This is a genomic window from Devosia sp. J2-20, assembly GCF_055808475.1.
On record NZ_CM147870.1, the window covers coordinates 925,916 to 938,717 of the forward strand.

Consider the following 12,802-nt stretch of genomic DNA (forward strand, 5'->3'; position numbering starts at 1 on the left):
TATGGAGTTTGACGACTGGTCCACCCACCCCTTGCTGGCGGATCGGCGCCGGGGATTTCTGGGCGCGCCAATGCACGATCTGAGCATGGCGGAGACGCTGGACCTAGCCGATGAAGCCATGCGGACGCACCGTCCATTGCTGCACACCGTGGTCAACGTCGCCAAGCTGGTGAACATGGGCAAGAACGCTGAACTGCGTGAGGATGTCTCCACCGCCGACGTCATCAATGTCGACGGGGCCGGCGTGCTGTGGGGAGCGCGCCTACTGGGCGTTGCGCTGAATGAACGCGTGGCCGGTGTGGACGTGATGACAGAGATGTTTGCGCTATGTGCCCGCAAGGCCTATCGACCCTTCCTGTTCGGTGCAGAGCAAAACGTACTGGATGCCGTTCGGGCGACCCTCGCGCGCGATTATCCCACACTGGAGATTGCCGGCTTACAAAACGGGTATTTCGATCAGGGTGAAGAAGCTGGCATTGTTGCCACTATCAATGCTTCAGGCGCTGACTGTCTGTTTGTCGCGCTGCCGACGCCTCACAAGGAGCGTTTTCTCAAGCGGCATCGTGAGGCGCTGCTGCCCAGCTTTGTGATGGGGGTGGGCGGGAGCTTTGACGTCTATGGGGGCAAGGTTTCCCGCGCGCCCGTTTTTATCCAACGTGCTGGCCTGGAATGGCTGTTTCGTGTTGCTCAGGAGCCGCGGCGCTTGTGGCGTCGGTACTACGAGACCAATACGGCCTACATAGCAATGCTTTGGCGAGAGTTTCAGCAGGCTCGGCGCAATCCGCCTGCGCTTTAGGCGATGCCGAGGCGCCTGCATGCACGCTGGGCGAGGGCACGGGTTTCAGTCGGGTGGATCAGTCCGTTAAGCGCCAGAAACGTGAGACCACCAACCACCGCCCCGACTGCCAGCTGAACGAGGTCGGGGGCTTGCGCAAAAGCGACGCTGGAGAGTTTTGCTGTCACGCCCGTTATGGCTGCGATCCCTATCGAGAAGAAGATGTCGCGCAGCGGGAGGGGAATTGCTGTCAGCTTCTGACTGATGGCAGCGCAGACCGCGAGGCTCGATAATGTGCCGCCGGCCAGAGCCAGTGCGGCGCCGGTTTCTGCCATAGTCGGGATCAGCAGTAGCGACAGTCCGATAGTGCCAATTGACCCGGCGCCATTTGCCCAAACCAGCAGCCACGGCTTCTTGTGAGCGTGCACAACTGCGCCGTAGACGAAGCTGGTAAGGTTGGCGCACAAGACGGAAAAAGCAATGACTAGAAACAGTTGGTCGACATGGCCGTGATACTGCACGGGCAATACCACGCTGGTAATTTCGGGGCCCAGGGCCACCAGAAGGGCCGCTACCGGCAAACACAGCCGGATCATCAGCGCCATGAGGTTGGATAGCAGCGCTGCCGCGGATGCGGGTCCTTCAGAGTCGAACCTGCCAACGATTTCGGGGAATGCGCCCATATTGATGGCATTGGCGACCATATCGATTGGCTGGCGGGCCAAGGCATAGGCGGCAGCAAAGATCGCGACGGAACCTGCATTATAGTAGGCGTTCAGAAAGAGCCGCTCGGCATTGTTCAGCCCGAACCCCACCAGAGCAATGACTACAAGGGGCACGCCAAAGGCGAAGAACTCGCGTTGGCTGAAGCGAGCAGGCCCCGCAACAACCTTGCTCCAGGCAATGGTGCCCGCAATGAGTCCGGCGATCAGGACACCCAGACTGGAACCGAGCGAGATCGACAGGAACGAGCCGGGCAAGATGTAGATGGCCAGGAGCGGCAACGCCAATTGTAGAACTGCCCGCAGAAATTCGAGCATGCTGTACGTTGAATGGCGTTGCTGCATTTGCAGTACGGTCAGCGCAAATCGCCCAATTGCGCCAGCGATCAGGTAACCGCCAACAGCCAAGGCAAACTCGATCCAGCGATCAGGCGCGACCAGTGTTGATGCCGCTGCGGATACAGCCAGCGCCAATAAAGTGGTCAAGACCATGACACGCGCGGCCAGAAACAGGCTGCCTCGGCTAACGTCCTTCTTGCCACCCAGTCGGAGCAATGAAATCCGCAACCAGTTGGTCACGGCAACGTCGGTCATTTCGCCGATCGCTACCACCAGCGTGAGGAGGCCAAACTCCATCTGGTCGATCAAGCGGGTCGCTACGGCAATCAGCAGCAATGCGGACATTCGCGTCAGCAAGATCGCAGGCGCATAGATGAGCGTTGAACGTAGGAGCAAAAGCGCGTTTCCGGAAGTTCGGTTTGTTCAGGCTTAGCGCTCCGCTACTGGAGGGACCAGCATAAAACCCACATAGCGTGAACGCGGGCAATTTGATCAAACGCTGTGCGCGTAAACCTTCCCGACATCCTTTGCTTTTGTGTTGTGCCTGACTGGGCTAACCAAGAGCATCATGCTGCAACGCCCCACCATCAAACCAACCGTTCACGTCATGGTCGCCACGCCCTCTGCCGCAACCGGACAGGGCGGTGTTGATCGCGTCATGGCGACTCTGAAGGCCCAATTGGCGCGCGAGGACAGGCCCGAAGTCCGCGCTCAGTTTGTGGCAAGCCGGGGGCGGGGTCGGTCCTGCTCTCCCCGTTCTACGCGCTGTTTTTTTGTTTGCGGATGATTGCTGCGCGCCTCAGGGGAAGAGTCGATGTGGTTCACATCAATCTTGCTAGCGACGGCAGCACCTATCGCAAGCTGGTGATTGCCAACTGCGCGCGCCTAATGACCATTCCATATGTTCTGCACCTTCATGGTGCGGAGTACCAAGAGTTCTGGGAAGGTGCGGGCGGACTGTTGAGCCGCTCAATTGAGAACATGTTTGAGCGTGCTGCCCAGGTGGTGGTGCTTGGCAGCGTGTGGCGCGAATTCATCGCCGGCCGTGCCCCTGGCGTTGCCGACAAAATCACCATCATTGCCAACGCGACGGGAGTGCCGGCGCTTGCACAGAAGGGCGGTGGCGAGAGCGTCCATATTCTGTTTCTGGGCCGGATTGGAGAGCGCAAGGGTGTGCCACAACTGCTGGCCGCGCTGAGCGCGATGGCTGAAGATGACCGCTGGCGAGCAACGGTTGCCGGTGACGGATCCGTTGATGCTGCGCGCAATCAGGCCGCTTCGTTGGGGCTATCGCAACGCGTTGCTTTTCCGGGCTGGGTTGGCCCAACACAAGTGGCACAGTTGATTGCTTCAGCTGATATTCTTGTCCTTCCCTCGTTTGCGGAGAACCTTCCAGTATCGGTGATCGAGGGAATGGCGGCGGGTCTAGCGGTTGTCGCCACGCCGGTGGGCGCAGTGACAGATATCATTGTGGACGAAAAGACTGGGCTACTGGTGCCGCCGGGCGATGTCGGGGCTTTGGCCCTGGCCTTGAGCCGGCTGGTCAGCGATCCGGAACTGCGCGCCGAACTGGGTAAGAATGCGCGGATGTTTCACCGTCAGCAACTGGATCTGGCGCCATTTGCGCAGGCCATCTGCGAGGTCTGGATTGCAGCGGCGCGCACGAAGATCGCGGGGGAGAAATGAGCTGGCTGGATCGCGCCCGCGGAGCATATGTCCGCAGCCCGAAATTTTTGCGGCAAGGCCTTCGTCCGCTCATGGGGCTAGTGCCGGCAAAGCTCAAATTCGGCCGAACGTACCTGCGGGAGCGTGAGAGGGTTGCACGGGCTGAAGCAGATCCGAAATTTGCGGCTGAGGCGCAATTGGCCGCCTTACGTGCGCTATTTGCCAAAGCGCAGGCCGGCAGCCCTTTCTACCGAGACCTCATTGCCCGCACGTTTGGCGCTGAGTTTGACGCAAATGTGCTTGAGCTGGCCGATCTGAGTAAGATGCCTGTCTTTGACAAGGTGGCACTGCGTTCTGCAGGCAAGGACGCACTTGCGGTGCCGCTGAGTGACGTGGATTGGGGCGAAACAAGTGGGTCGAATGCCGAAACGCCGTTCGGCTTTTATCTCGACAAGGATCGCAGCACTCGTGAGATGGCCTATGTCTACGATGTGTGGTCGCGCATCGGGTTTTCCGAAAACGATGCGCGGGTCTGTTTGCGGGGCTTTGCACTGGACCCCAATGGTCGCAAAATCCATGACTGGGACCCCGCGCTGCGCGAGATGCGCCTTTCAGTCTATCCTTTGACCGAGCAAGACGCTGCGCAATATCTCGATCTGATCGATGCTCGCGGTCTGCAGTATATTTATGGGTATCCGTCGGCGATTGAACTGTTTTGTCGGCAGATGCGGGTGCTCGGCCGCACCCCCAAACGACCGATCAAGGGCATTATGCCTATCTCCGAACCAATATTCGAGCACCAGCGCAGCTTCATCATCCAGACATTGGGCAATCCCGAGTTCTCCTGTTTTTATGGCCTGAGCGAGAAGGTGTTGTTCGCGGCAGAAGTTGCGGGTGCGCCGGGTGTGTACGAATTCAACCCGATCTATGGGCTTGCGGAGCTGGTCGATGAAGCGGGTGATCCTGTTACCGAGTTCGGCAAGGAAGGACGCCTGATTGGGACCGGCTTTCTGTCCACAGGCATGCCCTTCATTCGCTATGAGACGGGGGATTATGCGCGACTTGTCCAACTGCCTAATGCCAGCAATGGTCAGAGGATGCAGGTTTGCGATCTGACGCCGCGCCGAAAGCCCAATTATCTCGTCACTGATGAGGGGACGCGCGTGGTCACCACCGACCTAACGCCGGAAGATCCGCGGTTTTTCGCGGGGATATCGGAGTTCCAGTTCTATCAGGATACACCGGGGGACGTGGTGATCCGCTACGTCACAACGGGAGAAGGCGGGCCGGAAGATGCGGCGCGTATGGCGGCCGACCTCACGCGTACCAGTCAGAACCGATTGCGTTTCAGACCGCAGCCTGTATCGCAGATAGTAGCGGGTCGTAGCGGGAAACGCGCGTTCATTGACCAACGGCTCGATATTGGTCGCTATTGAGCGGGAGGCAGGCCCAGGGAATGTAGCATCTGGGTATCTGGCATAGCGGGTCCGATCGGCAAGATCACAGACATGCCATAGGGATTTGAATACTCCCACACCGACCAGGCAAATCCGTAGGTTTCGGCCTGCTGGCGGACGGCTGCGAGGTAGCGAAGCCGGTCAGCGTTGAAGGCCCCCATGCGACCATCGGGTGTCATCAGAATGGTGCCAAATTCGCCCATGAACAAACGCGATTCGGCGATGTCGTTGTCCTGCGCCCAGTCGACCGCTTCACCTATGCGCGCTTCAAGCTGGGTCTGTCCCCAGCCTTCAAGAAAGTACTGGGCGGCAGTGGCCTGAAACATGATCATGTTTCTGGCCTTCCGCGCGAGGTTGACGCCGGCCGCGTCCATATGGGCGCGCAGGGTTTCCAGTGCCAGATCGAGGTTTCCGGCAGAAGAGGGCCATGGCAGTCCGGCGCTAAAGTTTTCGGGGTCTTCAGCACGCTGATGCGTGAAACTGTGAGGCTCGTACATGTGGAAGCTGTAGAGCAGGTTCGGGTCGTCAAACGAAGGGTCAAGGTCAGTCAACCCGGTGATGCTGCCGCCACAAGCGCCGGTCGCTATCACGGTCAGTCTGGTACTGATTGCCCGGATGTCGGCCACGGTATCGGCCATGATCTGCTGCCAATCCCCGGTCCCGCTGTCGTCGCAAGGATAGTAGGCTGGCTCATTGTAGGGCTCCAATGCAACATTTTCTGTGCCGACGTCGACTAGCATCGCGGCCACATCGGTCACCATTGCCCGATAGGTAGCGACGCCCTCACTACCGGAGCCGCCATAAATCATCTCCATTCCGTATCGGGGTATCTGGCTGACGCCGTGAAGGTTGAAGACGACCTTGAGCCCTGAAGCGGTGACCGTGCGAACGGCTGACGCCAGAATGCTCAGAGCTTCCTCTCTAAATGCCCCCTCAGTGGCCAAGAGCGGACCCGGGTCGACGGTAAGACGGACGAAGTCAAAACCCATTGCGTGGATGCGTTCGAACTGGTCTCCCGGCGGCCAGTCGCTGAGCGGGCGCGCCCCCGCCAGCCATTCCTCCTGGTCGCGATAGGGGGCCAGCGATAGGTGCCATCTGCAGTGACGGGCGCCCAATTGAGCCAATCGTGTACGCCCACACCGCGGGCGAGTTGAAGCGGCTCTGCCCGGCTGAAGCCCGTCAGCGCAATACTTGCGATCAACACCAACCCAACACGTTTCATGGCTGCACTCCCGTGGACCTCGCGTGATGTTAACCCATGACTGCGAAAACGTAGCGCCGATGACGCAGATTTCTGGGCTTTTGGTGTATGACGGTTGAAACACCGGACATCCGATGACGCTATCCTGGTACATCAATCGCCTGCGCAGCATGGACGCCGCCGAGATACTGCATCGGGTGGTCGAGAAGAGCCGTAAGTTCACTTCAAGGCACCTCCATCAGGGATGGTCGCGATACAAGGGCGCGCGCCTGCATCCGGTAATGCCAAGGTTGAAAGGGCGGGTCCTTGCGGCCACGCCAGCGCAGCGACAGGCAATCACGCAAGCTGCCAGTGACATTTTGGCGGGCCATTATTCGGCACTGGGAGCCAACTGGCCCCAACGCCCAGCCCACATAGGATTTTCTGCCGATCTATGGCGGCTTGATCCAATAACGCAAACCCATTGGCCCAAAAGCGACCAGTATGCTTTCGCGATCGATTACCGTCATCGCTGCGGCAGGGGCGATATCAAATACGTTTGGGAAATCAACAGGCTGCAGTTCCTGCCCGTTCTGGCGGCGCAGCATGTGCTGGAAGAGGATGCCCAGAGTCTGGACACGATCGAGACCGTTCTCACAAGCTGGTACGAGGCAAACCCGCCTTTTGGCGGCGTCGGTTGGGCGTCAGGGATTGAGGTCGCACTGCGCGCGATCAGCATCATTCTGACGCTGAGTTTGATCGGAGATCGACTAAGTTCTGGCGTGCGAGAGAAAGCGGGAGACATCCTATCGGCTAGCGCTTTCTGGCTACCGCGGTTTCCCTCCCTTTTCTCCTCGGCCAACAATCATTTGGTAGCGGAGCTGGCAGGTGAAGTTCTGATAGAGCGGGCATTGGGGAGAAGCACTGGGTGGGCCTGGACGCATCTGCTGGGTGAACTTGAAAAGCAGATTCTGCCTGATGGCGCAGGTGCCGAGCAAACGCCAACCTATGCTGCCTTCACGGCAGAACTGGTCCTGACTGCTGCGATGGCTGAGCGGGAAGCGGGCACAGAACTGCCCGCCAGAGCGCTGGAGAGGCTGCGAGCGTTTGCTGATTTTATCGGCTGGATCGGGCTCAATGGGGAATACGGCGACAATGATGAAGGGCGTGTTGTGAGCCTTGGCGAGGAAGCCAGTTATCTGGCCTCAGTTGCCTCGGTCATTGCCAGCTTTGTGGATCGCAAAAGCGGTTGGTATCGCGCTGACGACTTCCGGGCTCTGGTGTTTGGCCGTCCGGCGGATGTATTCTCGCCACCTGATGGGTTGCGGGTTTTTTCTGCTGGCGGTCTCTCTGTGTGGCGTGGAGAGATGGCGAACCACGCAGCAGTGTTGCGCTTCGATCATGGGCCTCTGGGCTATTTGTCGATCGCCGCGCATGGCCATGCTGACGCTCTGGCCATTACTCTGGAGGTTGATGGGCAGCCGGTACTGGTTGATCCGGGGACGTATCTCTATGGGTCAGGCGGGGCGTGGCGAGACTGGTTCCGGTCGACACCTGCCCACAATACGCTCAACCTTGGTCAGCAGAGCCAGAGTGTCATGTCCGGGGCGTTCAATTGGTCACACAAGGCCAGAGCTTGGCTTGTCGAGAGCCACACGGGTACGGATTGGTCACTGATCGCCGAACATAATGGCTATGAACGCCGGTTCGGCGCGCGACACCGCCGCGAGGTGCTGCGAGATGGTCAGGCGATAGTCATTACTGACCGACTGATCGGTACGCCGCAGCAGGCCGAGATTGTTTTTCAGCTGGCGCCTGGGCTGGTTAGCCAACAGTTCGGAAAGGTAGTGACAGTGAGCCGTGGTGGCCTGGCATTGCTGCGAATTGAGCTGCCCAATGATGCCATTACAATCCAGTCAGGTGGGGATGCACCGGGGCAGGGTGGCTGGGTTTCGCGGGGCTTCGGCGTGAAGGTGCCGGCAGCGCGGATTTGCTGGCGTGGCGAAGTCGATAGCGCCGGTGTTCAATCCTTTCTGCGTGTTCTCGACCATTAACTAAGCTTTAGTAATTAAGGGGTCTTGGGCTGCCTGATCTGGCATTGAGAACGGGTCACAAGTGGTGTTCAAACGCCGCCTGTCGATGTCCTGCAAAGCCATTCGGGAGACGGTGTTGAAATGATCAATGAGTTCCTTGCCAAGGTGATGGACAAGCTCACCGTCGAGAATTTGGCCACTGCCGGTTTGTTGCTCCTCACGGCACTAGGGAGTGCGTTGTGGGCCTATTGGCGTACGGTCGAAAAGAAGTCTTTTGCCGACTTCTTCGAGTTCGCCCTTCCCAAAGAGGTAATCCTACATCCATCGGCGCGCGCAGACGCACTTTTCTGGATCACCAAGCGGTTGCTGATGCCATTTCTGCTCATTCCATCGGGTGTGATCTTCGTTTCCGCTGTCGCGTTCGCCACCAATCAGGGACTCGGCGCGCTGCTGGACATTCATGCGCCGGTACTGGGCGATGCCCCCGGACCTGTCGTGGTCATCGTCTTCACGATCACCATGCTGCTAGCCTATGACATATCCTACTATCTGTACCACGCAGCCCAGCACCGGTTTCCGGTGCTTTGGGAGTTGCACAAGGTTCACCACTCAGCCGAAGTCATGGTGGGAATAACCAAGGACCGCGTGCATCCCTTGGACGATCTGATGAACCGTATGTGGGACGGTGTCATCCCCGGCATTGCCTTTGGTATCTGGACCCTGGTCGCGCTGGACCCGGTCGAGGTGACCATTTTTGGCATTAATGTCTATGTGATCCGCAACATTCTGATGATGGATTTTGTTCGTCACACCCATCTCAAGATATCGTTTGGACCGCTGAACAATGTCGTGTTGTGCCCGCACTGGCACCAGTTGCATCATAGTGTCGATCCGCGGCACTACGACAAGAATTACGGCCTGCTGTTTTCATTCTGGGACCGGATGTTCGGCACTCTGTACGTCCCCGAGCCGGACGAGGAATTCAAGTTCGGGCTGATGGATCGTGATGCTCATGAATACCAGTCGTTATTCGGTCTCTACATCCTACCGCTCAAAAAGATGGGCAGGGTCATTTTCCGTCGCTTCCGGCGCCCACGCGCTGAAGCTCCGATCAAGGGCGGTCAGCCGTGAATTTGCATGCGCCGAACGGGCTGGTTCGCGCTGAAACCATCGAGGTCGTGACCGAGGCTGCGCGGCTGGCTGAGATCGGCCCTGCCTGGGATGCTTTGTGGTCTCGGACCGACGGGCTGATATTTCAGAGCCATGCATGGATTTCTGGCTGGTGGCACAATCTTTCGGATCTTGACCTTTGGGAGTTGCGCATCGGGGTGGTCTGGAATGGGGACCGTCTTGAAGCCATCATGCCGCTCTGTGTGCAGAAACGGCGCGGGCTTAGGTTCCTTGAATGGGCGGCCAACAGCTATAGCGACTATGAAGATGTCCTTGTCGCGCCGGGATATGCGCCAGAAGCACTGCACGTGTTGTGGGATCAACTGACCGCATCGGGCGGCTTTGACATTGCCCTGATCAATCGCCTTTTGCCCACGGCCCAGATGCAGGCGATGTCTGGGCGTGGCGGGGTGGTCCGACTCGTCCCCAACCATCGCAGCGAAATCAGCCACCGGGTGAGCGGGGAGTGGACCACAGGAAACGCCTGGTTTGAAAGCCAGTCAAAGAAACCTCGCCAGAACTACCGGCGTGGCAAAAAGTCCATGGCAGAGCTGGGGGATTTGCGTTTTCGTCTGCTTGATGCGGACGAAGCGGTAGAACCTGTGCTGGAACGTCTCTCAGCGCTGAAGCGACAGTGGATGGATGCTCGTGGGCACAGCTCTGCTTTGTTTGAGGCCGGAGACAAGACGCTCGCTGCGTTGGTCGACGCCATGGCGCAGGCTGGTGTGTTGCGCATCTTCGTTCTCGAACTAGATGGATTGATCGTCGCGATCTCGGTCAATTTCGTACAACACCGTAGTCTAATGGCCTTTGTCACAACCTATGATCCGGCGTTCGAACGCCTTTCGCCTGGCACGCTATTGATGAACGACTACATTATGTGGGCGTTTGAAAATGGGTACCATGTAGTGGATTTCCTATGCGGTGCTGAGGCGTTCAAGTCGCGTTTTGCTACTCAGGCCGTGCGTCTGAGCACGCTTATCGCTCCAGGATCACTTCTGGGGCGCGGGGTTCTCCTGGGCGATATCGTCCGGCACAGGATCGCGAAGTGGCGGGCGCATCGTTCACTCACAAAAGACGATGGATCAGGCACAGCCTAACAGGATTCTCGCACCTCTACTGAGCTTGCCAGCCAATGGTCAGGGTGTGCCCGGCATAGGTGCTGCGCCAGATCTGATCCGGTTTTATTGTTGCCGGCGTCGGGGACTGTTCGAGCACCAAGGTGCGATCCGGCGTTGCCCGCGTGAACCGGATTCGATTGGTGTCAGTGGCTACTTCAGCTCGGGCGTTGGCGAAAAAGCCGTGTTCGATTTTTCTTAGCTTCAGCAGGGTTCGGGTCAGCCGTGCCTTGTCGCCGGCAAAGCCGGTAGTTTCGGCGACGCTCTCAAGTTTTGACCAGTCGACCGGCAAGCGGCTGTCGGGGTCGGTCAAGGTGTAGTAGGGCGCCTCGCAGCCCCGGTAAATATCGGGAAAGCCCGGCATCAAGCACTTCAAGGCGAGTTGAGTGAGGCTCAGGGCATCTCCCGTCGCAAGCAGGACATCAAGCTCAACGGGCCGGGTGTCTCGCCAGTGTTCACAAAGCGCAGCAGCGAAGTCGATGGCCGGGTTTTCGATGGCGTCGACCGGTCGCGTCCAAAACGTAGTCTGCTTGGCTTCGCGCATCGCCTTGCGAATATGCTCGGCGAGCCGCTGCTGCAATGCGTGCGGCTCAGCACCCCAGATGGCAAGGGTGGATTGGGTGATGTACCACTGCCATGCCGGTGTGACGCCGTCCTCTGGGGCCAACTGACGCGCCTGTTGAACCAGATGCGCAAACTCTGCCGGGTGATGGCTGATCGCGACCAGTCGCGTGCGGGCATCTTCGGAGCGTTTTGTGTCGTGACTTGACGTGAGATTCATGTCCGATGGACGACGCGCAGCCAGGAAAATGTTCGCTTCTGCGTCAGTGACGGTGATGTCATCAGGCTCTGCACCAACCTCATTGCCCGCCAGAAAGCGCGTCCAGCGGAAGCCTGCGGTGTCTTCCTGCGCCTTGGCCAGCAAGGCACCTGAAACCTGTTGGAAGCGCAGAGCAAACGCCCGGTGTTCCCCATTGGCTGGCGTTAGCATGTGCTGAATGAGGTGATCGAGAACGCGGGGTGAGCGCAGGGCGGGGCGGGCTTTATCGGCAATGTCCGCGAGCAATTGGTGATCCAGCGGATTGGCACCATTATCGTCAATATAGGTGCGATAGCGCGACATGCCGGTGAGCAGGGCGATTACTGCCTCTCGTAGACTCTCGGGGCCCGCTTCGACGTCGGAATCATCAGCCAAAGCTGCGGTACCTAGTGCGATGAGCTGATGCAGTTCGGCAGCAAGTTCGTTGAACAAAATGTCAGTCTTGGCCTGCGATAGCGCCGTCGAAAAATCCTCACTGATGGCTGTTGATTGGCGCCATGCATCATCCAGCGTGTCGATGGCATCTGGATGGGTCAACAGGCGCGTGAGCAGGCGGCCTGCTTCATAGCCCGTGGTTCCTGCGGTCGGCCAGTTCTCGGGGAGGCTCTCCTGTCCGACCAGGATTTTTTCGACCCAAATTGGGGTATCAGGCAGTTTCCGGGCCAGTCGGTCGAGATAGGATTTGGGGTCGACGAGGCCGTCGATATGGTCGACCCGTAAACCATCGACGTAGCCGGACTTGACCAAGTTGACAATCAGGCTGTGGGTGTCGCGGAAGACTTCAGCGTCCTCTACGCGCATGCCGATCAGGCCTGTTACGTTGAAGAAGCGACGATGGGTGATGCTGTCGCGCTCGGTTTCCCAATGCCGGAGCCGCCAATGCTGGAGCGCGTGTAGGGCCAGGAGATCCTCGGTCGACGAGGCCTGTTGTGGCCCATCAGCGGCCAAGGGGATTTTGACGTCGTCGAACACCCAACTTCCATGTTGGGCCGAGAAACGACCGGCATTAAGCATGGCTGCAAAGGGCTCGGGCAAGAAGGGCAGCGCCAAAGTTCCCACTGACCAGTTGATGTCGAAATGCGACGCGTAGCGGCTCGCCTGCCCGTGCTGCAAGACGTCGCGCAGCCAAGGATTTTCCAGGCTGAATGCGGTGTGATTGGGTACGATGTCGAGAATGATGCCAAGTCCACTAGCGTGTGCGGCATTTGCTAGGTCTTGGAAGCCGTCACGGCCACCTAGAGTTGCCTCGATCACGGTGGGGTCGATGACATCATAGCCGTGAGTAGAGCCAGCGTTGGCCGCAAATATGGGCGACAGGTAAAGGTGCGAAATGCCCAGTTTGCAGAAGTAATCGAGACGGCTCTGTATATCAGCAAAACGCGTGCCGCCGCGCATCTGGATGCGGTAGGTCGCGGTCGGGGTTGGGTCAATCATTGCAGACCGCCTATGGAAAGACGTTGAGGGCTAGGAGGCGGACTTTGAATACGGCCTTGCTGATCATGCGCCGTGGACAATGAGATGCC

The 12,802-nt window shown here is 58.6% G+C and carries 9 protein-coding genes; 6 read left to right on the plus strand and 3 right to left on the minus strand.

What is annotated here, in order from left to right; genetic code table 11:
• Nucleotide 1: 1 nt before the first annotated feature.
• Complete coding sequence (locus tag AC0L37_RS04520) at nucleotides 2–796, plus strand: WecB/TagA/CpsF family glycosyltransferase (protein WP_282221874.1); 795 nt, start codon at nucleotides 2–4, stop codon at nucleotides 794–796.
• Here the strand turns inward: AC0L37_RS04520 and AC0L37_RS04525 are convergent.
• On the minus strand, nucleotides 793–2,181 hold the full coding sequence (locus tag AC0L37_RS04525; protein WP_473314443.1) for a lipopolysaccharide biosynthesis protein: 1,389 nt from the start codon (nucleotides 2,179–2,181) through the stop codon (nucleotides 793–795). The genes AC0L37_RS04520 and AC0L37_RS04525 overlap by 4 nt on opposite strands.
• Before the next feature lie 471 nt (nucleotides 2,182–2,652).
• On the opposite strand from AC0L37_RS04525, the gene AC0L37_RS04530 reads away from it, so the two are divergent.
• Nucleotides 2,653–3,522 carry a glycosyltransferase family 4 protein gene (locus AC0L37_RS04530; protein WP_282221872.1) on the plus strand — a complete coding sequence of 290 codons (870 nt, stop codon included), beginning with the start codon at nucleotides 2,653–2,655 and terminating at the stop codon, nucleotides 3,520–3,522.
• Nucleotides 3,519–4,937 (plus strand): phenylacetate--CoA ligase family protein, encoded by a 1,419-nt coding sequence (locus AC0L37_RS04535; RefSeq protein ID WP_282221871.1) that lies wholly within the window; start codon nucleotides 3,519–3,521, stop codon nucleotides 4,935–4,937. Before AC0L37_RS04530 ends, AC0L37_RS04535 begins: the two co-directional genes overlap by 4 nt.
• On the opposite strand, the gene AC0L37_RS04540 is transcribed toward AC0L37_RS04535, so the two are convergent.
• The gene (locus tag AC0L37_RS04540; protein ID WP_473314446.1) at nucleotides 4,931–5,947 is read right to left on the minus strand and encodes a glycoside hydrolase family 5 protein; all 1,017 of its coding nucleotides are present in this window, start codon (nucleotides 5,945–5,947) and stop codon (nucleotides 4,931–4,933) included. The genes AC0L37_RS04535 and AC0L37_RS04540 overlap by 7 nt on opposite strands.
• Nucleotides 5,948–6,329: 382 nt before the next feature.
• Here AC0L37_RS04540 and AC0L37_RS04545 point away from each other — a divergent pair, with 382 nt between their 5' ends.
• From AC0L37_RS04545 to AC0L37_RS04555, 3 genes are all read left to right on the plus strand, one after another.
• On the plus strand, nucleotides 6,330–8,192 hold the full coding sequence (locus AC0L37_RS04545; protein ID WP_473314448.1) for a heparinase II/III family protein: 1,863 nt from the start codon (nucleotides 6,330–6,332) through the stop codon (nucleotides 8,190–8,192).
• Between the two features lie 120 nt (nucleotides 8,193–8,312).
• Nucleotides 8,313–9,302, plus strand: a complete 990-nt coding sequence (locus tag AC0L37_RS04550) for a sterol desaturase family protein (RefSeq protein WP_212657250.1) — start codon at nucleotides 8,313–8,315, stop codon at nucleotides 9,300–9,302.
• On the plus strand, nucleotides 9,299–10,441 hold the full coding sequence (locus AC0L37_RS04555) for a GNAT family N-acetyltransferase (RefSeq protein ID WP_282221868.1): 1,143 nt from the start codon (nucleotides 9,299–9,301) through the stop codon (nucleotides 10,439–10,441). Before AC0L37_RS04550 ends, AC0L37_RS04555 begins: the two co-directional genes overlap by 4 nt.
• 16 nt (nucleotides 10,442–10,457) lie before the next feature.
• Here the strand turns inward: AC0L37_RS04555 and treY are convergent, their stop codons facing one another.
• Nucleotides 10,458–12,713, minus strand: a complete 2,256-nt coding sequence (treY, locus tag AC0L37_RS04560; RefSeq protein ID WP_282221867.1) for a malto-oligosyltrehalose synthase — start codon at nucleotides 12,711–12,713, stop codon at nucleotides 10,458–10,460.
• Nucleotides 12,714–12,802: the final 89 nt, after the last annotated feature.

What these genes read in the sequence shown, in the direction of transcription:
- AC0L37_RS04520 (WP_282221874.1), top strand. Translation starts at nt 2, where the DNA reads ATGGAGTTTGACGACTGGTCCACCCACCCCTTGCTGGCGGATCGGCGC.
- AC0L37_RS04525 (WP_473314443.1), bottom strand. Translation starts at nt 2,181, where the DNA reads ATGTCCGCATTGCTGCTGATTGCCGTAGCGACCCGCTTGATCGACCAG.
- AC0L37_RS04535 (WP_282221871.1), top strand. Translation starts at nt 3,519, where the DNA reads ATGAGCTGGCTGGATCGCGCCCGCGGAGCATATGTCCGCAGCCCGAAA.
- AC0L37_RS04540 (WP_473314446.1), bottom strand. Translation starts at nt 5,947, where the DNA reads ATGGGTTTTGACTTCGTCCGTCTTACCGTCGACCCGGGTCCGCTCTTG.
- AC0L37_RS04545 (WP_473314448.1), top strand. Translation starts at nt 6,330, where the DNA reads ATGGACGCCGCCGAGATACTGCATCGGGTGGTCGAGAAGAGCCGTAAG.
- AC0L37_RS04550 (WP_212657250.1), top strand. Translation starts at nt 8,313, where the DNA reads ATGATCAATGAGTTCCTTGCCAAGGTGATGGACAAGCTCACCGTCGAG.
- treY (WP_282221867.1), bottom strand. Translation starts at nt 12,713, where the DNA reads ATGATTGACCCAACCCCGACCGCGACCTACCGCATCCAGATGCGCGGC.